This is a genomic window from Sphingomonas sp. Mn802worker, assembly GCF_000382485.1.
Taxonomy (GTDB): domain Bacteria; phylum Pseudomonadota; class Alphaproteobacteria; order Sphingomonadales; family Sphingomonadaceae; genus Sphingomonas.
On sequence record NZ_AORY01000004.1, the window covers coordinates 490,082 to 516,872 of the forward strand.

Annotated in this window: 28 protein-coding genes; 11 read left to right on the forward strand and 17 right to left on the reverse strand. The window is 67.5% G+C overall.

Translation table 11 applies throughout. The annotated features are described in order from the left end of the window. Positions 1-82 precede the first annotated feature (82 nt). Both parE and SMN802W_RS17535 read left to right on the forward strand, forming a co-directional pair. Entirely contained in the window at positions 83-2,077 is a 1,995-nt protein-coding gene (gene parE / locus SMN802W_RS0105935; RefSeq protein WP_019515981.1) for a DNA topoisomerase IV subunit B, read from the forward strand. A 123-nt stretch (positions 2,078-2,200) separates the two neighbouring features. Further along, positions 2,201-3,328, forward strand: a complete 1,128-nt coding sequence (locus SMN802W_RS17535; protein WP_019515982.1) for an MlaA family lipoprotein — start codon at positions 2,201-2,203, stop codon at positions 3,326-3,328. A gap of 48 nt (positions 3,329-3,376) precedes the next feature. Here SMN802W_RS17535 and SMN802W_RS0105945 read toward each other — a convergent pair whose 3' ends face one another. Next, entirely contained in the window at positions 3,377-5,353 is a 1,977-nt protein-coding gene (locus SMN802W_RS0105945; RefSeq protein WP_051083485.1) for an OPT family oligopeptide transporter, read from the reverse strand. Between the two features lie 48 nt (positions 5,354-5,401). After that, positions 5,402-5,797 carry a (R)-mandelonitrile lyase gene (locus tag SMN802W_RS0105950; RefSeq protein WP_019515984.1) on the reverse strand — a complete coding sequence of 132 codons (396 nt, stop codon included), beginning with the start codon at positions 5,795-5,797 and terminating at the stop codon, positions 5,402-5,404. Positions 5,798-5,910: 113 nt separating this feature from the next. Between SMN802W_RS0105950 and SMN802W_RS0105955 the strand changes: the two genes are divergently transcribed. After that, on the forward strand, positions 5,911-7,197 hold the full coding sequence (locus SMN802W_RS0105955) for a homoserine dehydrogenase (RefSeq protein WP_019515985.1): 1,287 nt from the start codon (positions 5,911-5,913) through the stop codon (positions 7,195-7,197). Positions 7,198-7,287: 90 nt separating this feature from the next. Here the strand turns inward: SMN802W_RS0105955 and ctrA are convergent, their stop codons facing one another. The 7 genes from ctrA to SMN802W_RS0105990 all read right to left on the reverse strand — a co-directional run bounded on the left by ctrA (position 7,288) and on the right by SMN802W_RS0105990 (position 14,295). Beyond that, positions 7,288-7,989, reverse strand: a complete 702-nt coding sequence (ctrA, locus tag SMN802W_RS0105960; protein ID WP_026325804.1) for a response regulator transcription factor CtrA — start codon at positions 7,987-7,989, stop codon at positions 7,288-7,290. 120 nt (positions 7,990-8,109) lie between these two features. Next, positions 8,110-9,210 (reverse strand): AI-2E family transporter, encoded by a 1,101-nt coding sequence (locus SMN802W_RS0105965; protein WP_019515987.1) that lies wholly within the window; start codon positions 9,208-9,210, stop codon positions 8,110-8,112. Positions 9,211-9,289: 79 nt separating this feature from the next. Continuing rightward, positions 9,290-10,747: a hypothetical protein gene (locus tag SMN802W_RS16540; protein WP_051083487.1), complete on the reverse strand. Its 1,458-nt coding sequence runs from the start codon at positions 10,745-10,747 to the stop codon at positions 9,290-9,292. A gap of 95 nt (positions 10,748-10,842) precedes the next feature. Next, positions 10,843-12,237, reverse strand: coding sequence for a dihydrolipoyl dehydrogenase (gene lpdA / locus SMN802W_RS0105975; RefSeq protein WP_019515989.1), 1,395 nt, complete (start codon positions 12,235-12,237; stop codon positions 10,843-10,845). Between the two features lie 93 nt (positions 12,238-12,330). Further along, positions 12,331-12,678, reverse strand: coding sequence for an acyl-CoA thioesterase (locus tag SMN802W_RS0105980; protein WP_037523426.1), 348 nt, complete (start codon positions 12,676-12,678; stop codon positions 12,331-12,333). A 32-nt stretch (positions 12,679-12,710) separates the two neighbouring features. Further along, on the reverse strand, positions 12,711-12,923 hold the full coding sequence (locus SMN802W_RS0105985) for a hypothetical protein (RefSeq protein ID WP_019515991.1): 213 nt from the start codon (positions 12,921-12,923) through the stop codon (positions 12,711-12,713). Positions 12,924-12,933: 10 nt separating this feature from the next. Next, complete coding sequence (locus SMN802W_RS0105990) at positions 12,934-14,295, reverse strand: pyruvate dehydrogenase complex dihydrolipoamide acetyltransferase (protein ID WP_026325806.1); 1,362 nt, start codon at positions 14,293-14,295, stop codon at positions 12,934-12,936. Positions 14,296-14,439: 144 nt separating this feature from the next. Here SMN802W_RS0105990 and SMN802W_RS0105995 point away from each other — a divergent pair, with 144 nt between their 5' ends. Both SMN802W_RS0105995 and SMN802W_RS0106000 read left to right on the forward strand, forming a co-directional pair. Next, on the forward strand, positions 14,440-14,892 hold the full coding sequence (locus SMN802W_RS0105995) for a universal stress protein (protein WP_019515993.1): 453 nt from the start codon (positions 14,440-14,442) through the stop codon (positions 14,890-14,892). 56 nt (positions 14,893-14,948) lie between these two features. Beyond that, on the forward strand, positions 14,949-16,253 hold the full coding sequence (locus SMN802W_RS0106000) for a M20/M25/M40 family metallo-hydrolase (protein WP_019515994.1): 1,305 nt from the start codon (positions 14,949-14,951) through the stop codon (positions 16,251-16,253). Between the two features lie 93 nt (positions 16,254-16,346). Here the strand turns inward: SMN802W_RS0106000 and SMN802W_RS16545 are convergent, their stop codons facing one another. Continuing rightward, entirely contained in the window at positions 16,347-17,528 is a 1,182-nt protein-coding gene (locus SMN802W_RS16545; RefSeq protein WP_019515995.1) for an RcnB family protein, read from the reverse strand. 144 nt (positions 17,529-17,672) lie between these two features. Then, on the reverse strand, positions 17,673-18,167 hold the full coding sequence (locus tag SMN802W_RS0106010; protein ID WP_026325807.1) for a GAF domain-containing protein: 495 nt from the start codon (positions 18,165-18,167) through the stop codon (positions 17,673-17,675). Between the two features lie 97 nt (positions 18,168-18,264). On the opposite strand from SMN802W_RS0106010, the gene SMN802W_RS16550 reads away from it, so the two are divergent. Continuing rightward, a complete protein-coding gene (locus tag SMN802W_RS16550; protein ID WP_019515997.1) occupies positions 18,265-19,485 on the forward strand; it encodes a hypothetical protein in 1,221 nt (406 codons plus the stop codon). A gap of 3 nt (positions 19,486-19,488) precedes the next feature. Here SMN802W_RS16550 and arfB read toward each other — a convergent pair whose 3' ends face one another. After that, complete coding sequence (gene arfB / locus SMN802W_RS0106020) at positions 19,489-19,887, reverse strand: alternative ribosome rescue aminoacyl-tRNA hydrolase ArfB (protein WP_019515998.1); 399 nt, start codon at positions 19,885-19,887, stop codon at positions 19,489-19,491. Beyond that, the gene (locus SMN802W_RS0106025; RefSeq protein WP_026325808.1) at positions 19,880-20,530 is read right to left on the reverse strand and encodes an RluA family pseudouridine synthase; all 651 of its coding nucleotides are present in this window, start codon (positions 20,528-20,530) and stop codon (positions 19,880-19,882) included. Before SMN802W_RS0106025 ends, arfB begins: the two co-directional genes overlap by 8 nt. A gap of 3 nt (positions 20,531-20,533) precedes the next feature. Between SMN802W_RS0106025 and SMN802W_RS0106030 the strand changes: the two genes are divergently transcribed. Beyond that, the gene (locus SMN802W_RS0106030) at positions 20,534-21,313 is read left to right on the forward strand and encodes a M15 family metallopeptidase (protein WP_026325809.1); all 780 of its coding nucleotides are present in this window, start codon (positions 20,534-20,536) and stop codon (positions 21,311-21,313) included. A gap of 102 nt (positions 21,314-21,415) precedes the next feature. Further along, positions 21,416-21,703, forward strand: a complete 288-nt coding sequence (locus SMN802W_RS0106035; protein ID WP_156818739.1) for a hypothetical protein — start codon at positions 21,416-21,418, stop codon at positions 21,701-21,703. A 93-nt stretch (positions 21,704-21,796) separates the two neighbouring features. On the opposite strand, the gene wrbA is transcribed toward SMN802W_RS0106035, so the two are convergent. Together wrbA and SMN802W_RS0106045 are read right to left on the reverse strand one after the other, a co-directional pair. Further along, positions 21,797-22,396: an NAD(P)H:quinone oxidoreductase gene (gene wrbA, locus SMN802W_RS0106040; protein WP_019516002.1), complete on the reverse strand. Its 600-nt coding sequence runs from the start codon at positions 22,394-22,396 to the stop codon at positions 21,797-21,799. 84 nt (positions 22,397-22,480) lie between these two features. After that, positions 22,481-23,203: a pirin family protein gene (locus SMN802W_RS0106045; RefSeq protein WP_026325810.1), complete on the reverse strand. Its 723-nt coding sequence runs from the start codon at positions 23,201-23,203 to the stop codon at positions 22,481-22,483. Positions 23,204-23,298: 95 nt separating this feature from the next. On the opposite strand from SMN802W_RS0106045, the gene SMN802W_RS0106050 reads away from it, so the two are divergent. After that, positions 23,299-24,186, forward strand: coding sequence for a LysR family transcriptional regulator (locus SMN802W_RS0106050; protein WP_019516004.1), 888 nt, complete (start codon positions 23,299-23,301; stop codon positions 24,184-24,186). Here SMN802W_RS0106050 and SMN802W_RS0106055 read toward each other — a convergent pair. Next, on the reverse strand, positions 24,183-24,845 hold the full coding sequence (locus SMN802W_RS0106055) for an HPP family protein (protein ID WP_019516005.1): 663 nt from the start codon (positions 24,843-24,845) through the stop codon (positions 24,183-24,185). The genes SMN802W_RS0106050 and SMN802W_RS0106055 overlap by 4 nt on opposite strands. An 83-nt stretch (positions 24,846-24,928) precedes the next feature. Then, positions 24,929-25,489, reverse strand: coding sequence for a hypothetical protein (locus tag SMN802W_RS17540; protein WP_156818740.1), 561 nt, complete (start codon positions 25,487-25,489; stop codon positions 24,929-24,931). A 251-nt stretch (positions 25,490-25,740) separates the two neighbouring features. Between SMN802W_RS17540 and rpsL the strand changes: the two genes are divergently transcribed. Together rpsL and rpsG are read left to right on the forward strand one after the other, a co-directional pair. Further along, positions 25,741-26,112, forward strand: coding sequence for a 30S ribosomal protein S12 (rpsL, locus tag SMN802W_RS0106065; RefSeq protein ID WP_019516007.1), 372 nt, complete (start codon positions 25,741-25,743; stop codon positions 26,110-26,112). Positions 26,113-26,157: 45 nt separating this feature from the next. After that, on the forward strand, positions 26,158-26,628 hold the full coding sequence (gene rpsG / locus SMN802W_RS0106070) for a 30S ribosomal protein S7 (RefSeq protein ID WP_019516008.1): 471 nt from the start codon (positions 26,158-26,160) through the stop codon (positions 26,626-26,628). Positions 26,629-26,791 lie beyond the last annotated feature (163 nt).

The following is a 26,791-nucleotide window of genomic DNA, read 5'->3' on the forward strand; positions in this document are numbered from 1 at the left end:
GGTACGGCGATATGTTGCGTGACGTTTGGTTGCTGCGCTGTGCCCCTTCTGTTCGCGTCGACGCTGGCCTATAGCCGTTCGCATGGCCGACGATCTCTTTGCCTCATCGACCGCAAGTGTCGGCAGTTACGATGCGTCATCGATCGAGGTGCTGGAAGGGCTCGAGCCCGTCCGTCGTCGCCCCGGCATGTACGTCGGCGGCACCGACGAGCGCGCGCTGCACCATCTCGCCGCCGAGGTGCTCGACAATGCGATGGACGAGGCGGTCGCGGGCCACGCGACGCGGATCGAGGTGACGTTGGAACCGGGAAACCGCCTGACCATTACCGACAACGGCCGCGGCATTCCGGTCGACCCACACCCCAAGTTTCCCGACAAATCGGCGCTGGAGGTGATCCTGTCGACGCTCCACTCGGGCGGCAAGTTCGCGGGCAAGGCATACGCGACCAGCGGCGGGTTGCACGGCGTCGGCGTGTCGGTGGTGAACGCGCTGTCGGCGGAGACGGTGGTCGAGGTCGCGCGCGAGCGGCAGTTGTACCGCCAGCGGTTCAGCCGCGGGCAGACGATCGGTGCGCTCGAGCATGTCGGGGCGGCGCCCAACCGGCGCGGCACAGCTGTGTCGTTCGTGCCCGATCACGAGATCTTCGGACCCGAGCTCAGCTTCAAGCCGGCGCGGCTCTACAAGCTGGCGCGGTCAAAGGCGTATCTGTTCGCGGGCGTCGAGATTCGCTGGAAGTGCGCCGCGTCGCTTATTTCTGACGATACGCCGGTGGAGGCGGTGTTCCAGTTTCCGGGCGGGCTTGCCGATCATCTGCGCGAACAGCTGGGCGGGCGTGAATGCGCCACCGCCGACGCGTTCGCGGGCACGCAGGACTTCGCCGATGGCGCGGGCGGCACCAAGATGGGCAAGGTCGAGTGGGCGGTCGCCTGGCCATTGTGGAGCGAGGGCAGCTACAGCTGGTATTGCAACACGATCCCGACCCCCGATGGTGGCACGCACGAGCAGGGATTGCGCCAGGCGCTGGTCCGCGGGCTCCGCGCGTTCGGCGACCTCATCAACAACAAGCGCGCAAAGGAGCTGACCGCAGACGACGTGATGGTTGGCAGCGAGTTGATGCTGTCGGTGTTCATCCGCGATCCGCAATTCCAGAGCCAGACCAAGGACCGGCTGACCAGCCCGGAGGCGGCGGGGCTGGTCGAGAAGGCGGTGCGCGACCATTTCGATCACTGGCTCGGCCACAACATGGAGCGCGGGCGCGCGCTGCTCTCCTATGTGCTCGAGCGGATGGACGAGCGGCTCCGGCGCAAGCAGGAGCGCGAGGTCAAGCGCAAGACCGCGACGAGTGCGCGCAAACTGCGTCTACCCGGCAAGTTAACCGACTGCTCGGCCGATGCGCCCGCGGGCACCGAACTCTTCATCGTCGAGGGCGATTCGGCCGGCGGCAGTGCCAAGCAGGCGCGCGACCGCAAGACGCAGGCGATCCTGCCAATCCGCGGCAAGATCCTGAACGTCGCCAGCGCAACCAGCGCCAAGATCCTCGCCAATCAGGAGATCGCCGACCTCGGCCTCGCGCTCGGTTGCGGGACGCGGAAGGACTGCGTGGCCGACAATCTGCGGTATGAGAAGGTCATCATCATGACCGACGCCGACGTCGACGGCGCGCATATCGCGACGCTGCTGATGACCTTTTTCTTCCAGGAAATGCCCGACATCGTGCGGCGCGGGCACCTTTACCTCGCGCAGCCGCCGCTTTACCGGCTGACGCACAGCGCAAAGAGCCTGTACGCGCGCGACGATGCGCACCGCGCTGAGCTGGAACGCACGGCGTTTCGCGGCAAGAAGGTCGAGGTCGCACGCTTCAAGGGACTGGGCGAGATGAACCCGGGGCAGCTGCGCGAGACGACGATGGACCCCGCCTCGCGCGCGCTGATCCGCATTACGCTGCCGCAGGAATACGAGGAACGTGCGGGTGTGAGAGACCTGGTCGACCGGTTGATGGGGACGAACCCCGCGCACCGTTTCGCCTTCATCCAGGAAAATGCGGCGCGGATGGACGAGGAAGCGATCGACGCCTGAGAGCCCTATGCCGCTCATCGGAAGGCCGGTTGTGCGCCGCAACGAGGCTTTGTACAGCCAACGTTCGCGGTGTCGCCGCGGCCGTCGATCGGTTGCGTGGAGGCGGATGCTAGGAGCCGACGATTGAGCCTGTTGCTTTGGACCAGCGTGTCGGTCGCCGCGATGACGCCAACGGCGTTCGAGACCACGCTGTTCGCCGATCAGCCGCCGGTCGCCCTGAGCGTGGCCGAGATGTCGGATGCGCAACCCGCCCCGATGCAGACAGCTGCCGCCGAGCAGGAGATCGTGCCGCCGCCGGTCGTCCGCACGTTGCCACCAGCCAGCAACGGCGGGGCAACGCCGGGTACCGACATCGTCGTCACCGGAGAGCGGCGCGGTCTTGCGCCCGATCCGCTGCGATCGGTCAACGAGACCGCGTTCAAGGCGACACAGGCGATCGACGATGCGATCACCGGCCCCGCTGCGCGCGCGTACAAGAAAACGCTGCCGCGCGAGGTGAGAAAGGGCATCCACAACTTCCTGTACAATTTTCGCGAACCGGTCGTGTTCGTGAACTTCCTGTTGCAGCACAAGATCGGCAAGGCGGCGGAAACCTTCGCGCGGTTCGCGATCAATACGACTGCAGGTGTGGCCGGCATCTTCGATGTCGCCAAGAAGAAGCCGTTCAAGCTGCCGCGACGCAGCAACGGCTTCGCCAATACGCTCGGCTTTTATGGCGTGCCAAACGGTCCGTTCCTATTCCTGCCGATCACGGGGCCCACGACGCTGCGCGACCTGTTCGGCGGCGCGATCGACCGGCTGATCCTGCCGTTCACCTACGGCAGCCGCGTGACCAAGCCCGCGTTCGTCATACCCTTCGCGACGCTGAGCGTGCTCGACCACCGATCCGAGTTCGACGGCACGCTGAAGAAGCTGCACGACAATGCGGCCGATCCGTACGCCAACTCGCGCACCTTCTACCTGCAACGCCGCCAGGCCGAGATCGACGCGCTGAAGCGCGGTCAGCCGCTGGTCGGCGGGATGACCGAGCCGCCCAAGGATGTCGACGAACGCGGGCGTCCGATCCGGGACGAGGATGCGATCACGCCGCCGCCAGTCGTGCGGACGATCACGAAACCAGCGCCTGCTGCCGACCCGCCCCGCGATACAGGCTCTGAAGCACTAACTCCGGCTCCATCGGCCGCCAACGACAATGCTGGCGCAAAGACTGATGGGGCGGAAACGGCAGCGGATCGCGCACCGGCGGCGTGACCCACCACCGCGCTGCGGCTTCGTTATACTAGCAGCTCGCGCGTAGGCTCACGCCGCCTCGCGCCGGGTGCCGCGGTAAAGCCACCATATCAGCGCCAGGAACAGGATCGTCCCGCCGATCAGCGCCACGTGAGCGAAGGCCGGGCCGACCACCGCCAGCGGCGCGTCGCTGCCGGTGCCGGCGACGATGCCGGCGAAGACGACCTGCCACAGGCTTTCGCCGACGATCATGCCGGTTGCGACCAGCACGCCAAGCCGACGCGCGAACTCAGCGTCGCGGGTCCGGTCGGCCCAGCGATCGTAGAAGTGGCCGACCACCGCGCCGATCGTCACCGGCAGGATCACCGCCATCGGCAGGTAGATGCCGATCCCGACCGCGAGCGGCGGCAGCCTGAGCCGGCCCGCTCGCCCAAGCGCTGCATCCAGCGCGATGAAGATCACGCCCGCGACCGCGCCCCAGCCGAGCATCGACCAGTTGAGGTTGCCGCCCAGCACGCCTTGCGCCAGCGCCGAGATCAGCCCTGCCTGCGGTGCGGCGAGCGCGTTGGGACCGGCACCGGGTGCGCCTGCGAAGCCGAACGCGGTCTGCAGCAGGTCGAGCACCGGCGCGATCACGATCGAGCCGAAGATGACGCCGATGATGAGCGCGACCTGCTGCTTCCACGGCGTCGCGCCGACGAGCTGTCCGGTTTTCAGGTCCTGCAGATTGTCGTTGGCGATCGTCGCGATGCCGAAGACGATACCGGTGACGATCAATGCGTAGGCGACGAGCGCCTGCGTCTGTTCCGGTGCGCCGCCGCGTCCGACCAGGCCCACGAGCAGCAGTGACGCGGCGAGTACCGCCAGGATGCCAATCCCCGATACCGGCGAGTTGGACGCGCCGATCAGCCCGGCCATATACCCTGTCACCGCAGCGATCATCAGCCCGACGACGACGACGAACACCAGTGCGCCCGCGATCAGCAGCAGCGCCGATCCGGCCAGCGGTCCGCCCGCCAGCACGCTCCACAGCAGCCACGCAATCGGCAGCAGGATCGCGACTGCGCCACCCGCGACGATGCCGATCGGCAGGTCGCGCTCCTCCAGCGCCAGCGTCTCGCCACCGGCGCGGGCGGCGCTGGCGGCGAGTGCACTGCGGATGCCGCCGACGACCGGCCTTGCGATTTTAAGCAGGGTCCAGATTGCCGCCACGCCGATCACGCCAGCGCCGAAGAAGCGCACATCCTGGCGGAAGATCGTGCTCGCCCATTCCTCGACGCCGGTCGACAGTGGGTGCTGCGCAGTCAGGAACGGCAGCAGGATGAACCAGCCGGTGATCAGTCCGGCGAGCTGCGCCAGGCCGACCGACAGGCCGACCAGATGCCCGACGCCGAACAAGGCGAACGACAGCCCGCCGGCGATTCCCGTCGCGCCCGAGCCGACGCGAAACCACGTTGCGGCCTCGGCGGCGGCGAGCTTCATCTGCGTCAGGATGGCGAACAGCGCGGAGACGATCGATCCGCGCACCAGCACGCGCAAGCCTGCCTCGCTCTCCTTGGCACCCGCTTGCGTGTTCGATCCCGCCTGCAACACCTCAGCCGCGGCGCGCCCTTCGGGGTAGGGTAGGTCGTCGCCGATCACCAAGGCCCGACGCAGCGGGACCGAGAACATGACGCCGAGGATGCCGCCCGTCGCGGTGATCGCGCTGGTGGTCCAGAACGGAAAGCCGCTCCACCAGCCAACCATGACCAGACCAGGCAGCACGAAGACGATCGCGGCGAGCGTGCCGGCGGCCGAGGCGATCGTCTGCACGATGTTGTTTTCCAGCATGTTGCTGCCCGGCAGGAAGCGCAGCACCGCCATCGAGATCACCGCGGCCGGGATCGACGTCGCAAAGGTCAGCCCGACCTTCAATCCCAGATACGCGTTGGCGGCGGTGAACAGCAGGGTGATGACGCCGCCCAGCACGATGCCGCGGAGCGTCAACTCGGGCAATCCCTCAGTAGCAGCAGAAGTGGGCGAGGGCGCGGCGTTCGATGGGGTCATGCCGCCGTCATTGCGGGCGACGCTTCGCAACGCAACCGGGCGCGTTACTCAGCGCGCGTAATCCGCATCGCTGACCGGCTCGAGCCACGTCACCGCACTGCCGTCCAAGCTTTCCTGAATCGCAATGTGCGACATCGCTGTGTCCACGCTCGCGCCGTGCCAGTGGCGTTCGTCGGGCGCGAAGCGGACGACATCTCCGGATCGGATCTCTACACGCGGCTCACCATCGCGCTGTACCCAGCCGCACCCGAACGTGACGATCAGCGTCTGGCCGAGCGGATGCGTGTGCCAGTTGGTCCGCGCGCCGGGCTCGAAGGTGACGTGCGCGCCGGCGACTCGCGAGGGTGCCTCCGTCGGGAAGAGCGGGTCGACGCGGACCGTGCCGGTGAACCACTCGGCTGGCCCCTTGTTCGACGGGTTGCTGCCGCTTTGAATGATTTGCATGTGTCGCCTCGCGCCTCGTTCGACATCAAACAACGCTTGGGTGTGCGAAAGGTGCGCCTGCTCGACACCTGCGTGGCAGTGGCTTACGCGCGGGCACGCAAAGGGGTGAGATAATGACGGAAGCGTTGAAGGTCGCGCTGGCGGGGTTGGGCACGGTGGGTGGCGGGGTCATCCGGCTGCTGGGCGAGAACCGTGAACTGATCGCGCGCCGCGCCGGACGGCCGATCGAAGTCGTCGCAGTCTCCGCGCGCGACCGTGGCAAGGACCGCGGGCTCGACCTGTCGCAGCTTGCCTGGGTCGACGACACGACGCAGCTGGCGCATGCCGACGCCGACGTGGTGGTCGAGCTGGTCGGCGGTGCGGACGGCCCGGCGCTGGCATTGGCGCGCGCGACGCTGGCGGCGGGCAAGGGCTTCGTCACCGCGAACAAGGCGATGCTGGCGCACCACGGGCTCGAACTGGGCGCAGCGGCGGAGCAGGCGGGCGTGCCGCTCAAGTTCGAGGCGGCGGTCGCGGGCGGCATTCCGGTCATCAAGGGACTGCGCGAGGGCGCGGCGGCGAACGCGATCGGGCGCGTGACGGGCATCCTGAATGGCACATGCAACTTCATCCTCACCCGGATGGAGGCGCAAGGCCGCGACTTCGCCGACGTGCTCGCCGAGGCGCAGGCGCTGGGCTTTGCCGAGGCCGATCCGTCGTTCGACATCGACGGGGTGGATGCCGCCCACAAGTTGTCGATTCTCGCCAGCATCGCGTTCGGCACGCGCCCGGCGTTCCCGAACGTGCAGGTCAGCGGCATTCGTCACGTCCTCGCCGCCGACATCGCCGAGGCGGCGGCGCTCGGCTACCGGGTACGCCTGGTCGGCGTCGCCGAGGCGGGACCAGGCGGGCTGTTCCAGCGCGTCCACGCGCATCTTGTCCCCGCCGACCATCCGCTGGCGCACGTCACCGGCGCGACCAACGCGGTGGTGGCGGAGGGCAATTACGTCGGACGGCTGCTGTTCCAGGGGGCGGGCGCGGGGGCCGGGCCGACCGCGAGCGCGGTGGTCGCCGACCTGATCGACATTGCGCGCGGTGAATTTGGCACTGCCTTCGCGATGCCGGTCGACGCGCTCGCCGTGGCTGAACCCTCCGACAGTGGTGAGCGGCGCGGGCGCGCCTATCTGCGCTTCGCCGTGGCGGACCGTGTCGGCGTGCTGGCGGAGATTGCGGCGTCGATGCGCGACGCGGGCGTCTCGATCGAGAGCCTGATCCAGCGCGGCGCCAATCCCGGCGGCGACGTGCTGGTCGCGATCGTCACGCACGAAGGGCCTGAGCGCTGCGTCGCTGCGGCACTGGAGCGGTTGCGCGGATCGCAGAGCCTGACCGGCGAGCCGCTATTGATGCATATTCTCGGCTGAGGCTGGGTAGTTGAAACGTAGAAGGCCGCGGCATCCCCCCGGAAGCCGCGGCCTTCGTGTCCGATTACGCCGGAACAAGCAGGTAGAGGATCAGGCGACCTCGGCGGTCGCGACCTCGTCCGGTTCACGCAGCACGTAGCCGCGGCCCCAGACGGTCTCGATGTAGTTCTCGCCATCGCATGCCATGCTTAGCTTCTTGCGCAGCTTGCAGATGAACACGTCGATGATCTTGAGTTCGGGTTCGTCCATCCCGCCGTAGAGATGGTTGAGGAACATCTCCTTGGTCAGTGTCGTGCCCTTGCGAAGCGAGAGCAGCTCGAGCATTGCATATTCCTTGCCGGTCAGGTGGACGCGCGCGCCGTCTACCTCAACCGTCTTCGCGTCGAGGTTGACCGCCAGCTTGCCGGTGCGGATGACCGACTGCGAATGACCCTTCGAGCGGCGGACAACCGCATGGATGCGCGCGATCAGCTCCTCGCGGTGGAACGGCTTGGTGACGTAATCGTCCGCGCCGAAGCCGAACGAGCGCACCTTTGAGTCCATCTCGTTGACGCCCGACAGGATCAGCACCGGCGTCGACACGCGCGCGACACGTAGCTTCTTCAGCACGTCGTAGCCGTGCATGTCGGGCAGGTTCAGGTCGAGCAGGATAATGTCGTAGTCGTACAACTTGCCGAGGTCCAATCCCTCCTCGCCAAGATCGGTCGAGTAGACGTTGAATCCTTCGGTCGAGAGCATCAGCTCGATCGCCTTGGCAGTGGTCGGCTCGTCTTCGATCAAGAGTACGCGCATCTGCTGTTCCCCGGTTTTCAGACCCACGCCGCCGTCCCTGTCGCGGGTGCAGGTCTGCCAGATAAATTAACTATCCCGCTTCTGAACGCAAAAGGTTAATTCCCGCTTAAGCGCACTCGTTCATTCATCTTTCTCGTGCTCGCTTGCCAGCCGGCGCGTTCCCTTGGCGGTGAACAGACGCCGCTCGCGCGTGGTCGGGATCGGCTCGCCCAGCATCTCGCGCAGATAGAGGCTGCGGGTCAGTGTAAAGGCGACGACCAGGATGCCGCCGGAGAAGAACAGCCCGAACAGGCCGAACACCGCGCCCGTTCCGATGATCGCGAACAGGCTGAGCGCGGGCGGGATCGAGATCACGCGGCTGGTGACGAATGGCGTGACGAAATTGGTCTGGATCACGCGCACCGCCGCGAACACGACCAGCGCCCAGATCAGCTGATCGGTGCCTGCGGTTGCGGCGAGGCCGAGCGCTGGCAGCATTGCGCCGAGCGGGCCGACATAGGGGATGAACTCGCTGATCCCGGTCAGCAATCCGAGCAGCGCGGGCGAGGGGACGCCCGCGATCCACAGGCCGATGCCCACCATCAACCCCATCGCGGTCATCTGGATCAGCTGCGCGCGCAGCCACAGCAGCAATGTCGAGCCAACGTCGCCAAGCGCGTCTTCCGCCGCGGCGCGCTTGGTCGGCGGCACCAGCAGCAGCGCACCGCGCTCGTACACCTTGGGGTCGACCGCGAAGAAGATTGCGCCGAACAGCACCAGCACTGCATTCAGCAGCAGCTCGCCTGCACCGCGTGCGAGGCTGCCAATGTCCTGCGCGACGCGGCTGCCTGCAAACGCGGCACGCGCCGCGTCGGCGATCTTCGCGCCGACCGGCGACTGCGACATATAGTCCTGCAGCTTCTGGATCAGCCCAGGCAATGACACGACCAGCGTGTTGACCTGTTGCCGAAACTCGACACCGAACAGCCAGCCGAGCAGGCCGAGGAAGCCGAGCACGGAGGCGACGCCCAGCCCCAGCGCGACCTTGTGACGGACCTTCAGGTGCGTCTCGTAGAGTTCGGCGATCGCGTGGATGACGATCGCGATCAGCATCGACCCGAAGGCGAGGATCAGCAGGTGCCGAGCCAGGTACAGCGCGGCAATGACCGCGACGATCGCGATCAGCCAGAGCACGCGCCGGATGAAGCGGGCGTCATCGGCGTCGGGGCTCAGCCGGTTCATGCGGCGCGGGCGGATCGTTGCATCTGCGGCACAACGTGCGTTCGCGGGAAAAGTGACGGTCCCCAATCGCGAAAACGGATCAGTTGCGCAACAGGGCGATCGAACCGGCATCCCACGTCAGCATCGCCTGGTAGGTCGTCGGCGCGGCAGGCAGCAACGCGCGTGCCGTGAGGCCTGGCAGCATGACGGCGAGAGCGACGGTTCCGGCGACCACAACTTTGCGCCGGCTGATCTCGAGTCGTGGTGCGACAAAGCCAGCAACGCCGGTCGCGAGCATGGGCCAGAGGTGATAGCGTAGGTCGGACGCGATCGATACGAAGAGGAAGCTCGCCTCCAGCGCGATCGCCGAGGCGAGCAGGCCGAGGGCGAGGCGGTGCCGCGCGCCAGCGTTCGGCGTGTCGTGGGGCGTGCGCACAATGCCGAGCGCGAGCAGCATTGCCGCGGCGAACCACGCGATCGGCCAGCCGAGCGGCGTGTCGGCAAGTGCCGCCGCCACGCGCTGCCACCCAGCGGCCGCGCGGCCAGGCGGAACGAGGCCCAGATCGTTCGGCTCGTTGTCGGTCGGCGGCGCGGCGCCGGTCAGACGGGCCGGGACCAGCCAGCGCTCGGTTACGTTCCAGTGCGAGAGGCGCTGCTCGGCATAGGCAATTGGGTGTCGCAGCACCGCGCCCGCGAGCCTGACGTACAATCCTCCGCTCGGAACCGCGTTGAGCGGCGCCATCACATCGGCGCAGAGGGACGGCTCGCCGAGCGGATCCCAGAAGAAGGGCGACACGCAGCGGCGAGCGCGCAATTGCGCGACCTGGGTCGGAGACAGGCCGGTCTCAGCAGTCGCATCGGTACGCGCGGCGATGCCGGCAAGGTCGAACAGCGGCTGTGTCTTCTCGACCCCGCTCGCCGATGCGCCGAGCAGGCGGTGATTGACCGCGCCCGACGCTGCGAGCACTGCGACGGTTATCGCGACGGTGGTGATTGCGCGCCGGACGATCCCGCCGGTCGGCAGCAGCGCTGCAATCAGCGGAGCGAGCGCGAACACGGCGTTGGCGCGTAACAGCAGCGCATACAGGAACAGCGCTGCCGCGATCGCCACGGCGGCTAGCGGTATCGGTCGGCCGCGTAGCTGGAAGGCGGCGACGATCCCGAACGCGGCGATGGCGGCCGCAACCATTTGCGCGTCCTTGAGCACGACGACCTGCCAGCCGAGGAACAAGGGCGACGCGCCGAGCGCGAGCACGCCCGCCTGCCGCCACCTGCCGGGCAGGGCGGCGGCGATCAGGCCAAGCCCGGTCCAGTATAGCAGCACCTGTGTGGCGAACACTGGCGCAGTGCCGCGGGCGAGCGGGTGCAGCCATGCCCATAACCACACCATGACGGGCGGGTGCCAGTCGTCGATCTGTCCCGACAGCATCTGATTGAACTGCGCGACGGTGTCGTATTGTGCGTAGCCCGGCGCGAACACCAGCAGCGTCGCAGCCGCGAACACACCTGCGACGATCAGCGGCGGTCTGGCCAGACGAGGAGCAGGAGCGGACGACATGACGGCGGATCATCGCCGCTGCGTGTTGCAGCGTCCAGTGCCACCCGATCAGACGCAAGAGCGCGCACCCGCATTGCTGCGGGTGCGCCAAAGCGTCAGATGTGGATCGGCCGATCGTAGGCGGCGAGGACGCTCTCGTGCATCATCTCGGAAAGGGTCGGATGCGCGAATACCGTCTCCTGCAGCTCGGCCTCGGTGGTCTCGAGCTGGCGCGCGATGACGTAGCCCTGGATCAGCTCGGTCACCTCGGCCCCGACCATGTGCGCGCCGAGCAGCTCGCCCGTCTTCGCATCGAACACCGTCTTCACGAAGCCGTCCGCCTCGCCGAGCGCAATCGCCTTGCCGTTGCCGATGAAGGGGAATTTGCCAACCTTGACGTCGCGGCCGCTTTCCTTCGCCTTTGCTTCGGTTAGGCCAACGGAGGCGACCTGCGGACGCGAGTAGGTGCAACCGGGGATGTTCCACGTCTCGAACGGGTGCGGCTTCTCGCCCGCGATTGCCTCGACACAGACGATGCCCTCGTGGCTCGCCTTGTGCGCGAGCCACGGCGCACCGGTCACGTCGCCGATTGCGTACACGCCCTCGACGTTGGTGCGGCCGTAGCCGTCGACCTTGATCTGGCCACGCTCGGTCGTGACGCCGAGTTCCTCGAGTCCCAGGTTCTCGGTATTGGGAACGATGCCGATCGCGACAATGACGTGGCTGTAGTCCTCTGCCGTCGACTTCCCGTCCTTGCCCTTGATCGTCGCCTTTGCGCCGCTGCCTGCGGTGTCGATCTTCTCGACGCCAGCGCCGGTGACGATGCGGATGCCCTCCTTGGTCAGGCGCTTCTCCATGAACGCGCTGACTTCCTCGTCCTCTACGGGAAGGATACGCGGCAGCATTTCGACCACGGTTACCTCGGCGCCCATGTCGTTGTAGAAGCTGGCGAACTCGATCCCGATCGCGCCCGATCCGATGACGAGCAGCTTGGTCGGCATGACCTCGGGCACCATCGCGTGGCGATAGGTCCAGATGCGCTGGCCATCTGTCTTGGCAAACGGCAGGTCGCGCGCGCGTGCGCCGGTCGCGATCATGATGTGCTTGGCAGCCAGCTCGGTTGTCTTGTCGCCCTGCGTGACGGTCAGCTTACCCTTGCCCGAAAGCTTGCCGACGCCTTCGTGCACCGCGATCTTGTGCTTCTTCATCAAGCCCTTGACGCCGGCATTGAGCTGCCCTGCCACCTTGCGGCTGCGCTCCACGATCTTGCCGAGGTCGAAGCCGATGTTGTCGGCCTTGAGTCCGTAATCGGCGGCGTGAGCCATGTAATGGTAGACCTCCGACGTGCGCAGCAGCGCCTTGGTCGGGATGCAGCCCCAGTTGAGGCAGATGCCGCCGAGCCGCTCGCGCTCGACGATCGCGACCTTCATGCCCAGCTGCGACGCGCGGATCGCGGACACGTAACCGCCCGGACCCGAGCCGAGCACGATGAGGTCATATTGGTCAGCCATTCTTGTAAACTCCCGGGCTTGTCGCCCTGTTCGCTCGCAGCGCCAACCTGGGCGCTACCGTTTAGTCCGATATAGGGTGCGCGTGGGCCGCAGTCAGGCGTCTACCGGGCGCGGGCGGCGGTCGCGGTCGATCGCGACGAAGGTGAAATGCGCCTCGGTCACCTTGCGCGTCGTCTCGCGGTGGCGGTCGCGCGCGTGCGCCTCGACCGCGATGGTAAGCGAGGTGCGCCCGACCTTGACGACATCGGCATAGACGCTGACCTCGTCGCCGACGTGGACGGGGGCGTGGAACTTCATCCCCTCCATCGCGATCGTGACCGCGCGGCCCTTGGCACGGCGCGCGGCGACGAGGCCAGCGGCCGAGTCCATCAGGCTCATCAGCCAGCCACCGAAGATGTCGCCGTACGCGTTGGTGTCGGCTGGCATCGCGGTGACGCGCATCGCGGGGTCGCGGAATGCCGGGCTGGTGTCACTCACCCGCGCACCCTCCACACCTCGCGCGCGCTCAGCACGCCCATCGCCAGCATCGTGCCCGCGCCGACCAGCCAGATCGTCCAATAGCCTTGGGGATAGCTCCATGCTGCGCCCCAGAAGACGAGCGCGGTGACGCCGAGGCCGAGCAAACCCCAGGCGATCTCGCGGATCACCGGATCGATCTCCAGCGGGGTGATGTAGGGACGCGTCATCGTTGCCGGCTCAGGCGAGCATGCCGAGCGGGTTCTCGACCAGCCGCTTGAATGCCTGCATCAGCTCGGCACCGTCGGCGCCGTCGATCGCGCGGTGATCGAAGCTGCCTGTCGCCGATATGATCGTAGCAATGCTGAGCGAGCCGTCCTCCATCACCCACGGGCGCTTCTCACCCGCGCCGATCGCGAGGATCATGCCCTGCGGCGGGTTGATGACGGCCTCGAACTGCTTGATCCCGAACATGCCCATGTTGCTGATCGACGCGGTGCCGCCGGTGAATTCCTCCGGCTTCAGCTTCTTGTCGCGCGCGCGGGCGGCCAAGTCCTTCATCCGGGTCGAGATGCTCGACAGGCTGGCAGTGTCCGCCTCGGTGATGACCGGCGTGATGAGCCCTTCGGGCGTCGACACCGCGACCGAGATATCGGCGCGCTTGAAGCTGACGAGCTCGTTCGGCGTGAACATGACGTTGCACTTCGGCACTTGGATCAGCGCGGCGGCGAGCGCCTTGATCATCAGGTCGTTCACCGACAGCTTGACCCCGCGCGCCGACAGGCTGGCGTTCAGGTCGCCGCGAAGCGCCAGCAGTTTGTCGAGCTGCACGTCGACCGTGAGGTAGATGTGCGGCACCTGCTGCTTCGACTCGGTCAGGCGGCGCGCGATCGTCTTGCGCATGTTGCTGAGCTTGGTCGTATCATGCGGCACGTTGGGAATCTGCGGTGCTGCGGTGGGAGCAGCCGGAGCCGCTGCGGTCGTCGCGGGCTGCGTTGCCTCCGACTTCGGCGCAGGTGCCGCGCCCGGCTTCGCTTGCTCGACGTCGGCTTTGACGATGCGGCCGTTGGGGCCGCTGCCCTGAAGCTGCGAGAGGTCAAGGCCCTTGTCGGCGGCGAGGCGGCGCGCGAGTGGGCTTGCCTTGACGCGGTCGCCGTCGTTGTGCGCGGGCGCTGCAGTGCCGGCGTTCGGCTCGTCCTTCGCGACCTGCGCATCCGCCGGCTTGCCGTGATCGCGGTCGTCCTCCGGTGCGGGCTGTGCCTCGCTGCCGGTCTTGTTCGGGTCCTTGGGCGAGGGATGCGCCTCGCTCTCCTTCGCGGCGGGCTCGGGCGTCGAGCTGCCGACGGCACCGGCGTCCTCACCCTCGCCGGCGAGCAGCGCGATCACCGCGCCGACCTTCACGCCGTCGGTACCCTCGGGCACGGTGATCTTCGCGATCGTGCCCTCGTCGACCGCCTCGAACTCCATCGTCGCCTTGTCGGTCTCGATCTCGGCCATGATGTCACCCGAGCGCACGGTGTCGCCTTCCTTCACCAGCCATTTGGCGAGCGTGCCTTCCTCCATTGTCGGGGAAAGGGCAGGCATCTTGATCTCGATCGGCATGGCAAACCTTTGCGCGAATGCTTTCCTGGGGATGCGCGCGTCTCTCGCCCCCCGGCACCGTAGCGTCAAGCCCGCGACTTGATCGGCGTCGCTTGGCGGCTCCGTGAAAGCCTAGTAGATCGGGGGAAGAAAGGTCGTTTCCCGATGCGCATCTACCTGACCGTGATCGACGACACGCCCGAGGCGCAGATCGCGCTACGCTTCGCTGCGAGGCGCGCGGTGAAGACCGGGGGAGGGGTGGAGATCCTTGCGCTGATCCCGCCACAGGAGTTCATCGCCTTCGGCGGCGTGCAGGCGACGATCGAGGACGACCAGCGCCGCCATGCCGAGGGGCTGGTGCAGCGCGCGGCGGGTACGCTGCTGGAGGAATCGGGGCTGCGCCCGTCGTTGACGGTGCGAAGCGGCGACGGGCCCAAGGTGATCCGCGAGCTGATCGCCGCCAATCCGCAGATCGCCGCGCTGGTGCTGGGTGCTGCCGCGAGCGGCGCGCCGGGCGAGCTGGTCGGGCATTTCGCCGCCGACGTCGGCAGCCTGTCGGTGCCGCTGATGATCGTGCCCGGCGGGCTCGACCGCGAGGCGATCGACCGCCTGAGTTGATGGGCACGCGGTAACAGCGGCTTGAGCGCGAACGCGTTCGCGGTCACACTGGCCTGATGAACCGCTCGCTCCTGCTCGCCGCGCTCCCGCTCGCCTTTGCTCATCCTGCCGCCGCGGCACCGCGCGACGCAGTGTCGAAGGAGCGGATGCGCGCGACGGTTGAGAAGCTGGTCTCATTCGGCACGCGCCACTCGCTGTCGTCGGCGACCGATCCGGTGCGCGGGATCGGTGCGGCGCGCAACTGGACTGCGGCGCAGTTCGCCGCGCTGTCCCGTGATTGCGGCGGGTGCATCACGACCGAGCGGCTGTCGCGCCGCTTTACCGGGCCGCGCGCGCCGGACGGCGTCGTGATCGAGGACGTGCTGGGAATGCAGCCGGGCAGCGAGCCGGGCCGCTACGTCATCGTCGGCGCGCACATCGACAGCCGCGTCACCGACGTGATGAACGTGACCAGCGACGCGCCCGGCGCGAACGACGATGCGTCTGGCGTCGCGCTGGTGCTGGAGGCGGCGCGCATCCTGTCGAAGAGCAAGTTCAAGGCGACGATCGTCTACGCGGTCTTTTCGGGCGAGGAGCAGGGGTTGTGGGGCGCGACCTTGCTCGCCGACACCGCGAAAGCGCGCGGGTGGCAGGTCGACGCCATGCTCAACAACGACATCGTCGGCAATTCGGTCGGGCAGGGCGGGGTGGTCGATGCCAATCGCGTGCGCGTCTTCTCCGAAGGGATACGCTCGAGCGAGTCGCTCGCCGAGGACATGGACCGCCGCGCGATCGGCGGCGAGGATGACGGGCCCAGCCGCGCGCTTGCCAAGGCGATCGACGGCATCGCTGATGCGCTGCCGGGCAAGTTCGATGTCATGCTCGATCGCCGTCCCGATCGCTTCGGGCGCGGCGGCGACCACGAGCCGTTCCTCAAGCTCGGCTTCCCGGCGGTGCGCTTCTCGGTCGGAGCGGAGAACTGGGATCGCCAGCATCAGGATGTGCGGACCGAGAACGGGCGGGTGTTCGCCGACACGATCGACGGGATGGATTTCGACTATTTGGCGAAGGTGACCGCGATCAACGTCGCGACGATCGCGCGCATCGCCGCCGCACCCGCTGCCCCGGCGAATGCGTCGATCGCGGGCGCGTTGACGCGCGATACGACGGTCAAATGGGCAGCGGTGCCGGGCGCGCGATCCTACCGCGTGCGCTGGCGCGCCAACGACCGGCAGGCGTGGAGCGACGAGCGGGTCGTGATGGGGGCGACGACGACGCTGTTGAAGAACGTGCCGGTCGACGACCATTTCGTCGGCGTCAGCGCGGTCGGAGCGGACGGCGCGGAGAGCCTGGTGACGTTCGCCGGGCGTGATCGCGGCTAGCGTTGCGCATCGCCGCGGATCGGCGCCAGATACGACAACACCGCCCCGCCATGACCGGCGAGGCGGCGCTCTGCGCAATGATCGATCAGCGGGTCAGCAGTTGCACTTGCCCTTGTAGCGATAGCCTTTGTAGCGCTGGCCCTTGGCGTGGCCGTAGGACGCGTCCTCGTACACCTCTTCCTCGACTGCGTTCGAACCGCCGTTGACGGTGACCGTCGTGATCGTGGTGCCGGGATAATACCAGCCGTTGGCGTAATAGCCGGGTGACCCTGCGGTGCTCGACGTGGTGACGACCGCGCCGTTGCTCGCGACCACCGACGGTGCCGGATAGGCGATCTGCGGACCCGGTGCGTAGCCGCGCGGCGGAGGCGGACCATAGCCCGCGCCTTCGGTGCCGTAATAGGTCACGCCCGAATAGGTCGTGCCGGCATAGTCGCCGCCGTAGTGACCCTGCTGGTAGGCGACGGTCGGTGCCCCGGGGGCGCTGCGGCCGCCCGGCGCGGGGTAGGGCGCTCCGTAGCCCGGGCCCGGCCCGACCGGCGGCGCGACGGGCACGCGGCCGGCGCGATCGTTGCGGTCGATCTCGCGGCCGACCAGCGCACCAGCGCCCGCACCGATCGCAGTGCCGAGCAGGCGATTGCCGCGCCCGGCGATGACGTTGCCGGCAACGCCGCCCGCAACCCCGCCGATCACGGCGCCACCAAGCCCACCGTCGCGGTCGCGCGTCGCGTACGGTCCGGCGCCGTAGCTTGCGCCGTAACCCGGGTAGCCGCCGTCATCGCGATAGGTGTAATCGACACCCTGGCCGTCGAACTGATCCCAGCCGATGCCACCGACGCTGTCGTAAACCGATCCGCGTCCGTCGACGAGCACCGCGTCGTCATAATAGCGCGACCAGCTGTATCCTGCCGGGGGCGCGTACAGGCCGTAATTGGACCAGTCATTGACATACCAGTTCGGCGAGACCCAGTAGCCCGGCAGCACGAAGCCGCGCACCGGCCGGCGATAGGCGCTCCAGCCTCCCGGCGCGCGCATCCCGCCCCACCAGCGGTTGCTGATATGACCGCCCCAGCGTGGGCGGCAGCCGCCGAGGCAGGAATTGCCGCCGATCGGGCGTGGACCGTTCCAACTGCCTGGTCGCGGTGCGTTCCAGCCGCCCTGCTTCGGTCCGCTCCAGCCTCCCGGCCGCATCGGGGCCATGCCGCCGCGCGGATCGGCATCGGCGGGCACGGCCATCATGGTGGCGGCGGTGGCGGCGATCATCAGCATGCGCATGGCCGTTCATTCCCCTGTAAGGTGCATTGCGCGATCGAACGCGCTTCACGTTTACCGGTTGCTTACCAAGCGCCAGATCGTCTCGCCACTGCAACGACCGTCCCGAAGTGGTGCAGGCGCGCAGACGGACATCAACCCTGTTCGTTAGGCAGCCGCACCTGCGATCCGCGGCGCGAGCAGCGTCATCAACCGCTCGCACCCCGCTGCATCCTGCTCATCAAAACGGCCGGGTGACGGACTGTCGAGATCGAGCACCCCGATCAACCGGTCGCCGAGCGTGATCGGCACCACCAGCTCGGACGCACTCGCCGCGTCGCAGGCGATATGGCCGGGGAAGGCATGCACGTCGTCAACGCGCTGCGTCGTCCGCGTCGCTGCTGCCGCGCCGCACACGCCCGCACCCATCGCGATGCGGATGCACGCCGCCTTGCCCTGAAACGGACCCAGAACGAGACCGCCGTCGACCATGCGGTAGAAGCCCGACCAGTTGAGATCCGGCAGATATTGCCAGATCAGCGCCGCGGCATTCGCCATGTTCGCGATCGCATCGGGCTCGTCGGCGGTCAGCGCGTCAAGCGCGGCGTACAGGTCGTGGTAGAGCTCGTCCTTGGAGCCGGCGGACACGTCAAAGGCATACATGTGCGCGATGTAGAAGCGCGGTCGCGCAGATGCCAGCGGCTGCGGGCAGGAAGGAACGGCGCTGGCGTTCGCATGCGACGCTTCGTAGCATCGCACCATGACTCTTCTCTGCACCCGCCTGCCGCTGCTGGCGCTCACCGCATCGCTCACGCTCGGTATGGCACCGCCCTCCGAGGATAACAGCGACGTCACGTTGTTGCCTGGACCGGTCGTGGCGCAAGCTGATGCGCCACCCAGCATGAAGAACAAGTTGGCCGATTTGGCGAACGTCGATCCGGTGGCGATCCTGCCGGTGAGTGCCGCAGAGTCGATGCAGACGATGGGCGACATACAGGCACTTAGTCTGTTCGGTCGCGAAGATCTGATCGCCGAGCGCAGCAGCAACTATCACGCGAACGGATGTGCCGCCCTGATCGACGGGGGCGATGTGCTGGATGAGATCGCCCGGCGCGCGAAGCTGACAAGAATAGTCATCGTCAACGAAAGCCATGAGCGATCGGAACATCGCGGCTTTACCGCCGAGGTTGCGGCGTTGCTGCGTCCACTCGGCTACGACATCTTTGCGGCGGAGACATTCTCGAACCCAGAGCCGGGGCAACAAGGCTTCCTGCCCTCGTTCATCACGCAACCGGGGCAAGCCTATCTTTCGGACGGAGATGGTTATTATACGACCGAGGCTGGCTATGGTCGGCTGACAAGACGTGTGAAGGCGCTTGGCTATCGACTGCTCCCGTTCGAGATCACTTTTGATAAATTGACGAAGATCAAAGGCGGGCGCGATGAACAGGTTGCGGTGCGCGAGGAGGAAGAGGCGACCAACCTCGCCGCGATCATCAAGGCAAATGCAAACGCGAAGCTGCTCGTTCACGTCGGATATTCCCACGCTGCTGAAACGCCGCGAAAAAATGGCGAGCGCTGGATGGCCGCACGGTTGAAGGCGAAGACCGGCATCGATCCGCTGACGATCTCGCAGACGACCTGCCGCGGGGGTGGTGCGACGCGCCGGCTGGCGGCGCTACCGGCGGACGAGCCCGCGGGCACGTTCGATCTCGTGGTCGATCACCCGACCGCCACCTTCGTGCGCGGGCGACCGACCTGGCGGCAGCGCGCGGGCGACCGCGTGGTGACGATACCGGCCGAGCTCAGGCCAAGCTCGGGCTGGCGCGTGATCGAGGCGCGTCCGGTCGGCGAGCCGGTGACCTCGATTCCGATGGACCGGGTTGCGATCCGCGCGGACGAGGATGTCGCGCTGATGCTGCCGCCCGGCCGCTATCAGCTGCGCGCGATCGACGTGCCGTACGTCAAGCCGGCGGCTTGAAGCTCAGTCCAGCCGGACCTTGCCGCGGCCGGCCTTGACCGCGCTGCGGCCCTTCTTCTCGTCGACGCGGCGAGCCTTGGCGGCGCGGGTGGGCTTAGTTTTCACCCGGCGAGCCTCGCGCTTCTCTGCCTCGGCGAGCAGCTCAGCCAGTCGTTGGCGCGCGTCCTGCCGGTTCGCCTCCTGCGTACGATAGCGCCGCGCGACGAGCACCAGCGTTCCGCTCGCGGTCAGGCGGCTGCCCGCCAGCACCTTCAATCGGCGGTAGGTCTCCGGCGACAGGCCCAGGCGGAACACGTCCACGCGCAGCTGGCACGCGGTCGCGACCTTGTTGACGTTCTGCCCGCCGGGCCCGGTCGCGGCGAGGAAGCGCTCGTCCAGCGCGTCCTCCGGCACTTCAACCATCGAAGCCCAGCGCACGGAAGCGGTCGGGCCATGGTGCGGCTGCGACGATCGGCTCCTTCGTGCCGCGCGGCACCGTCAACGCCGCCGCGTGAAGCATCGTGCCGCCCTTGTGCGCGGTGCCATAGGTCGGGTCGCCGGTGACGGGGAGCCCGAGCCCTTCGAGTGCGTGGACGCGGATCTGGTGCGTGCGCCCGGTCTCGGGCCGGAACTCGACGAGCGCGCGGCCGTCGTGCGTGCCGAGCAGCGTCCAGGCGGTGCGCGCAGCCTTGCCTTTCGCGTCACCCGTCATCCACCAGCCGCGTTCCGCGGTCGAGCGCTTGGCGAGCGGGAGGTCGATGATGCCTTGCGTCCCTTCCGGCACGCCGTCGAGGATGGCAAGATAGCGCTTCTCCACCGTGCCGGCCTCGAACGCCTGCTGGAACCGCGCGTGCGCCTTGGGGTTGCGTGACAGAAGCAGGCAGCCACTGGTGTCGCGATCGAGCCGGTGGACCGGCTGCGGCCAGCGCTGGAAGCCGAAGGTCAGGGAGTTCAGGTGATTTTCAAGGCTGATCGCGCCATCGCGCGGCCGATCGACAGGAAGCCCGGCGGGCTTGTCGATCACCAGCGCCTCGCCATCCAGAAACAATACGCGTTCACCAAGCATGGTGTGCGCTCTGCCACCGCGCGGGCGCGGCGGCTAGTGCTGGCGACCGCGGTCATGGTGATCGCGCTGCCTGCGAGCGCGGAGGTCTGCAATGGCGCGCCGCCGGCGATTGCGGGCGATGGTCGCGTGCTGGGGCATCTGCCCTACGGCGACGCGCCGCCCGATGAGCTGGTCGCGGTGCCGGCCGATCTGGCCGTGAGAGGGTGCGCGGTACGGCGCGACGTGCTGCCCGATCTCGAACGTCTGCTGCACGCGGCGGCGATCGACCCGGCGGTGGGCGGGCGCATCCTGGCGCTATCGTGTCACCGCACGCTGACGCGGCAAGGCGGCGTGTTCTGTCGTGAGCCGTCGACCGAGGCCGGGACTCGCGCCGTGTCGGTCGCACCCCCGGGACATAGCGAGCACGCGACCGGCTACGCGCTCGACTTCGCCTTTCGTCCGCGCGTCAACGATTGTCCCGACGCGGAGGCGTGCATCGCCGCCACGCCCGCCTTCCGATGGTTGCGGGCGAACGCGCCGCGCTACGGGTTCGAGATGTCGTTCCCGGTCAGCAACGCACAGGGCGTGAAGTGGGAGCCGTGGCACTGGCGCTGGGTCGGCACCAGTGCTGGCGAACCGGGAGCAGCGCGCGCACGAGCGCTGTTCGCGACCGCGCGGCGTCGCTTTCCCGCCTCTCCGGGGATCGATACCGCAATCGAGGTCGCGAACGTGACGCCACCCCCGACCTACCTGTCACTGCCTCCCTTTACCGACGCGCGAGCGAAACGGCGGCGGCGTCGCTGATTAAAGCGGATGGGTCGGGCGCGTGACTACACGTAAGGAACAACGGATCGACAGACCGACTGAAAGGTGGAAAGGTAACCCAAGCTGACACAGGAGGCATAAATGCGTAAGGTTCTGCTCGCGGCCGCTCTCTCGATGCTGGGATATGGTTCGGCGATGGCGCAGGTGATCGCTTCGCCGCCGGAGGCGTTTCCGAACACCACCACGATGCCGCCGCAGGTCGCGTTCAACTTGTACAAGGCAAGCATGCTGAAATTGCGCGACGAAGCTCGCGCGCTACAGCGGGCCGATGGCGGCACGCTGTCGGCGGAACATGACGCCGAAATCCAGCGCAAAATCGACCGCGCGACCATCACCTTTCACCGGCGCGTCGGCGGTTTGTCGTTCTGAGACGAAGAGCGGTGAACGTCCGGTAAACGCGCGTTGGTACGATAATTCAACAGATAGTGAGGGGGAGCAGACGGCGCCGCTCCCCCCGACCGATCACTTCAACTTTGCAGCCATCTCGGCGATGCGCTTGCCCTGGTAGCGTGCGCCCTCGAGCTCGGTCTGATGCGGCTGACGGCTGCCGTCGCCATCGGCGATGGTCGATGCGCCATATGGGGTACCGCCGAGGACTTCGGTCACACCCATCTGGCCCTTGAAGCCGTAGTCGAGCCCGACGATCACCATGCCGTGATGCAGCAGGTTGGTCAGGATCGAGAACAGCGTCGTCTCCTGCCCGCCGTGCTGGCTGGCGGTCGAGGTGAACGCGCCGCCGATCTTGCCGACGAGCGCGCCGCGCATCCACAGTCCGCCGGTGGTGTCCCAGAACGCGGCCATCTGGCTCGGCATCCGGCCGTAGCGCGTGGGCGCGCCGACGATGATGGCGTCATAGTCGGCGAGTGCGTCGGGCCCCTCGATCTCGGGATGCGCGGTGTCGGTCTTGAAGTGCGCGGCCGTCACCACCTCGGCCGGTGCGGTTTCGGCGACGCGGCGGATGTCGACCTCCGCACCGCCCGCGCGCGCGCCCGCGGCGACCGCGTCGGCCATCTGCTCGATATGGCCGTAGGAAGAATAATACAGCACGAGTACCTTCGTCATGGCGCTTTCCTTGGTGTTGATGGTCAGAGAAACGGTCCCGGCGACAATGCCGGGCGCGGGTGTCGGTTCAGTAGGCACGGTCGATCAGAGCGAGTCGACCAGCACCAGTTCGGCGTCGTCCAGCGCGGTGATGGTGATCGTCTGTCCGCCAGAGATCGCAAGGCCATCGCGCGCCGGGTAGCGTTCGCCGTCGATCTCGATCGTGCCGGTGGCGGGAACCAGGTAGGCGTGGCGACCCGCAGCGACCTCGTGGCTGACCTGCTCGCCCGCTCTCACGGTCGCGGCGAGCACGCGCGCTTCCGCGCGGATCGGCAGGGCGTCGCCGTCGTCGGCGAAGCCGCTGGCGAGCGTCACGAAGCGCCCGGACCGTTCTCCCTTCGGGAAGGGCTTGGCACCCCACGACGGGCTGCCACCGGTGCGCGTCGGCTCGATCCAGATCTGGAACAGCGTCGTCGGCTCCGCCTCGAGGTTGTATTCGGCGTGGCGAACGCCCGAGCCGGCGCTCATCACCTGCACGTCGCCCGCGGCGGTGCGGCCGGTGTTGCCCATCGAGTCCTTGTGCGTGATCGCACCCGAGCGGACGTAGGTGATGATCTCCATGTCGCGGTGCGGGTGCGGCGGAAAGCCGCTGTTCGGCGCGATCGTGTCGTCGTTCCACACGCGGATCGCGCCCCAGCTCATGCGATCGGGATCGTAGTAGTTCGCGAAGGAAAAATGGTGTCGCGCGTCGAGCCAGCCATGGTCGGCATGACCGAGCGATGAGAAGGGACGGCGCTCGATGCGGGCCGCAACTGCTGTGTCGGTCATGATGGCCTCCGTTGTTGCCGCCAAGATAAGCGGACGATACACACGCTAAAACCGAAACGATCGAAACAGATCGTTTCATCATCAACTGAGGCGTGATGCGCTTACCCGATCTTGAGGCCTGGGCGATTTTCGCCGCAGTGGCCGAGCATCGTTCGTTCAGCGGTGCGGCCGACGCGATCGGGCTGAGCAAGGCGACGGTGTCGAAGGCGGTGTCGCGGCTGGAGGCGCAACTGGGCCAGTCGCTGTTCCACCGCACCTCGCGCCGGCTCGCGCTGACCGAGGCGGGGCGGCCGCTTGCCGAGCGCGCCGCGCGGATGGTGGCGGAAGCGCGCAGTGCGGAGGAGGCGGCGCGCGACGCGGCATCGGCGCCGGCCGGGCGGGTGCGGCTGGCGGCGCCGGCATCGTTCGGCATCCGCAACGTCGCCCCGCTCGTCGCCGAGTTCCTGTCTGCGCATCCCAGAATCGAGATCGAGCTGCATCTGTCAGACGCGCGCGTCGAGATCGTCGCGGAAGGGTTCGACGTCGCGCTCAGGATCGCCGACCTGCCCGACTCGTCGCTCCGCGCGCGCCGGCTGTGCACGGTCGCGGCGCATCTGGTCGCCGCGCCATCGTATCTGGCGGCGCACGGAACGCCGACGCACCCGGCGCAACTGGGAGAGCACCGCCTGCTCGGCTATACCAACATCACCGGCCCTTGGCGCTTTCGTGGGCCGGGCGGCGCGGATGTGTCGGTCAAGGCGGAGGGGCCGCTGTCGGCGAATTCGGGCGATGCGCTGGTGCCGGCGCTGGTCGCCGGGCTCGGCATCGCGCGCCTGCCGGCGTTCATCCTGGGCGACGCGCTGACCAGCGGGGCGGTGGTGCCGATCCTGCCGGAGTGGATGCCGCCGGGCGTTGCGCTTCATCTGCTGACGCCGCCCAGCGCATTGCGACCGGCGCGGGTCGAGGCGCTGATCGCTTTTCTGGTCGAACGGTTGCGCGACTAGGCGCGGGTGCGCCGCTCGGCATGAGCGACGGCAGTGCGGACCAGCAGATCGAGATCATCACGCGAGACATCGAACGTCTCACCCATCTCTTGCAAGGCGCGATCGATGTCTTCGGGATGCGGCGGCAAGGGGGCAAGCGGAGCGGCGGCCTTGGCGCGGTGCGGGTAACTGTGCCCGGACAGGCGGTGGAACAGCACGCCGGCGAGCACGAGGATGGCGGCGTTCGCTGCGACGGGCATGAACGCGAAGCTCCAGCCCTGTGCCTGCACCGCGCCGCCGCCCAGTACCGCGAGCAACGACGCCGCGCCGCCCGGCGGATGGAGCGAGCGGGTCAGCGACATCAGCGCGATCGCACCGCCGACCGCGATGCCGGCCGCAAGCGCGGGCTCTTGTACGATCCGGGCAACCGCGATGCCGACAAGTGCCGACAGCAGGTTGCCGCCGATCACCGGCCATGGCTGCGCCAGCGGGCTGGCGGGAACGGCGAAGACGAGCACCGCGGATGCGCCCATCGGCGCGACCAGCAGTAGCACGGGCCCATGCGGCAGCAGCGCCGTGCAGATCGCGGCGGTCAGCGCGATGCCGACCAGCGCACCGACCGCGGCGATCATCCGGTCGCGCAGGTTCGCGCCGGCGAGAAGCGGGGTGAACGGTCGCATCGGGTTCGCGCTATGCGACGCCGCTAGCGGGCGCAATCAGGCATGACGCGCTGCTTCGGCTCGGCAGCGCAGCGCCGAACCACTCAGTCGCGTGCCGAGTAGTTGGCAAGACGCACCGGTGGGTGGCTGGGCAGAGCAAGAGCAACGGGTGCAGGCCGACTTCCAACACGTGCATTGTCGTTGGCTGCCCGGACCCGACGACATCGTGATGCGGCGAACCAGCTTAGTAACGCGATCGTCAGGGCTTGAAACGGCGACAACGGTCCAGCGACCAGCGCGACGAGCGCCGCCATTCGCGCCACGTCCCGCTTGCTCCGACGCATCGCCACACTCCACGCCGCCGAGGCCGCGACCGTGCCGATCAGCAGCGCGGACCATGGCCCGGCCAGCGCGGGCAGATAGGAAGAGAGCGCGACGAGGTCGATCCACCTGAAGCCGACCATCAGCCAGCCGAGCGTCGCGACGATCGCCCACGCCCTTGCGCGCGCCTGCCACGCCCGCGCGATTAGCAACGGTGAAAGCGCCCAGCCGATCGGCGTCATCACGCCCGCAAGTATGACAGCGAACGAAATCCCCACGGCCCGACGGCGGGCTCGCAAGCCTCGTTCGGCGACGGGGGAAGGAATTTGCGGCAGGCGGTACACGACCGCCGCAATGGCACGTCGCTGCTTTTTACCCGGTTAAGATGCTCGCAGCCGCTCCCATTGACGCTGCGATGGCGGGTGCGTATACGCGCCGACGTTCGACGGGAGGAGACTCCCGTTTGGGCAAGCTTGAACATTGCTGGATGCTTGAGGGACCACGAGGGCCGTTGTCGGCTTCTCCTTGGTCCTTTTCGTATTCCAAGTGCTGTTATGGCTCCAGCAAAGTAACCTATGGAAAGGTGAAGGCTTCAATGCCGACGATCAACCAGCTGGTCCGCAAGGGCCGCGACCCGCAGAAGGCCAAGTCGAAGGTCCCTGCGATGGAGCAGAACCCGCAGAAGCGCGGCGTCTGCACCCGTGTCTATACCACGACCCCGAAGAAGCCGAACTCGGCGCTGCGCAAGGTGGCCAAGGTCCGCCTGACCAACCAGCGCGAGGTCATCAGCTACATTCCGGGCGAAGGCCACAACCTGCAGGAGCACTCAGTGGTGCTGATCCGCGGCGGGCGTGTGCGCGATCTTCCGGGTGTGCGTTACCACGTGCTGCGCGGCGTGCTCGACACGCAGGGCGTCAAGGACCGCCGTCAGTCGCGGTCGAAGTACGGTGCGAAGCGGCCGAAGTAATTCGGCCCTACCGTTTCTTTTACAGCTGATTGAAAGGTCTTCCTCATGGCGCGTCGTCGTCGTCCAGAAAAGCGTGAAATCCTGCCCGATCCAAAGTTCGGTGACATCACGCTGTCCAAGTTCATGAATTCGGTGATGCTCGACGGCAAGAAGTCCGTCGCGGAGGGCATCGTCTATGGTGCGATGGAAACCGTCGAGACCCGCGCGAAGCGCGAGCCGATCGGCGTGTTCCACGACGCGCTGAACAACATCAAGCCGGGCATCGAGGTCCGGTCGCGCCGCGTCGGCGGTGCGACCTACCAGGTGCCGGTCGAGGTCCGTCCCGAGCGTGCGCAGGCGCTGGCGATCCGCTGGCTGATCGCGGCGGCACGTGCGCGCAGCGAGAACACGATGGCCGCACGCCTGTCGGGTGAGCTGCTCGACGCGTCGAACAACCGCGGCAACGCGGTCAAGAAGCGCGAAGACACGCACCGCATGGCGGAAGCGAACCGCGCGTTCAGCCACTACCGCTGGTAAGCGCTGGCGCCGGCAATCGTCGGCGCCGGTAAGTGGTTGCGAACGCTGGCCGACCGGTTGGCGTTCGCGATAACATAGACTATATCGGTTGAGCGGGTTCGCCCGCACTCCCGATCGCTGTTCCCTCCATGATGGAGGTGTAGGGCCGAGCTTGGACAAGCTC

Coding starts and splice junctions, on each gene's coding strand:
- parE (WP_019515981.1), top strand. CDS start 83: ATGGCCGACGATCTCTTTGCCTCATCGACCGCAAGTGTCGGCAGTTAC.
- SMN802W_RS0105945 (WP_051083485.1), bottom strand. CDS start 5,353: ATGACCCCATCGAACGCCGCGCCCTCGCCCACTTCTGCTGCTACTGAG.
- SMN802W_RS0105950 (WP_019515984.1), bottom strand. CDS start 5,797: ATGCAAATCATTCAAAGCGGCAGCAACCCGTCGAACAAGGGGCCAGCC.
- SMN802W_RS0105955 (WP_019515985.1), top strand. CDS start 5,911: ATGACGGAAGCGTTGAAGGTCGCGCTGGCGGGGTTGGGCACGGTGGGT.
- ctrA (WP_026325804.1), bottom strand. CDS start 7,989: ATGCGCGTACTCTTGATCGAAGACGAGCCGACCACTGCCAAGGCGATC.
- SMN802W_RS0105965 (WP_019515987.1), bottom strand. CDS start 9,210: ATGAACCGGCTGAGCCCCGACGCCGATGACGCCCGCTTCATCCGGCGC.
- SMN802W_RS16540 (WP_051083487.1), bottom strand. CDS start 10,747: ATGTCGTCCGCTCCTGCTCCTCGTCTGGCCAGACCGCCGCTGATCGTC.
- lpdA (WP_019515989.1), bottom strand. CDS start 12,237: ATGGCTGACCAATATGACCTCATCGTGCTCGGCTCGGGTCCGGGCGGT.
- SMN802W_RS0105980 (WP_037523426.1), bottom strand. CDS start 12,678: ATGCGCGTCACCGCGATGCCAGCCGACACCAACGCGTACGGCGACATC.
- SMN802W_RS0105985 (WP_019515991.1), bottom strand. CDS start 12,923: ATGACGCGTCCCTACATCACCCCGCTGGAGATCGATCCGGTGATCCGC.
- SMN802W_RS0105990 (WP_026325806.1), bottom strand. CDS start 14,295: ATGCCGATCGAGATCAAGATGCCTGCCCTTTCCCCGACAATGGAGGAA.
- SMN802W_RS0105995 (WP_019515993.1), top strand. CDS start 14,440: ATGCGCATCTACCTGACCGTGATCGACGACACGCCCGAGGCGCAGATC.
- SMN802W_RS0106000 (WP_019515994.1), top strand. CDS start 14,949: ATGAACCGCTCGCTCCTGCTCGCCGCGCTCCCGCTCGCCTTTGCTCAT.
- SMN802W_RS16545 (WP_019515995.1), bottom strand. CDS start 17,528: ATGCGCATGCTGATGATCGCCGCCACCGCCGCCACCATGATGGCCGTG.
- SMN802W_RS0106010 (WP_026325807.1), bottom strand. CDS start 18,167: ATGTATGCCTTTGACGTGTCCGCCGGCTCCAAGGACGAGCTCTACCAC.
- SMN802W_RS16550 (WP_019515997.1), top strand. CDS start 18,265: ATGACTCTTCTCTGCACCCGCCTGCCGCTGCTGGCGCTCACCGCATCG.
- arfB (WP_019515998.1), bottom strand. CDS start 19,887: ATGGTTGAAGTGCCGGAGGACGCGCTGGACGAGCGCTTCCTCGCCGCG.
- SMN802W_RS0106025 (WP_026325808.1), bottom strand. CDS start 20,530: ATGCTTGGTGAACGCGTATTGTTTCTGGATGGCGAGGCGCTGGTGATC.
- SMN802W_RS0106035 (WP_156818739.1), top strand. CDS start 21,416: ATGCGTAAGGTTCTGCTCGCGGCCGCTCTCTCGATGCTGGGATATGGT.
- wrbA (WP_019516002.1), bottom strand. CDS start 22,396: ATGACGAAGGTACTCGTGCTGTATTATTCTTCCTACGGCCATATCGAG.
- SMN802W_RS0106045 (WP_026325810.1), bottom strand. CDS start 23,203: ATGACCGACACAGCAGTTGCGGCCCGCATCGAGCGCCGTCCCTTCTCA.
- SMN802W_RS0106050 (WP_019516004.1), top strand. CDS start 23,299: ATGCGCTTACCCGATCTTGAGGCCTGGGCGATTTTCGCCGCAGTGGCC.
- SMN802W_RS0106055 (WP_019516005.1), bottom strand. CDS start 24,845: ATGCGACCGTTCACCCCGCTTCTCGCCGGCGCGAACCTGCGCGACCGG.
- rpsL (WP_019516007.1), top strand. CDS start 25,741: ATGCCGACGATCAACCAGCTGGTCCGCAAGGGCCGCGACCCGCAGAAG.
- rpsG (WP_019516008.1), top strand. CDS start 26,158: ATGGCGCGTCGTCGTCGTCCAGAAAAGCGTGAAATCCTGCCCGATCCA.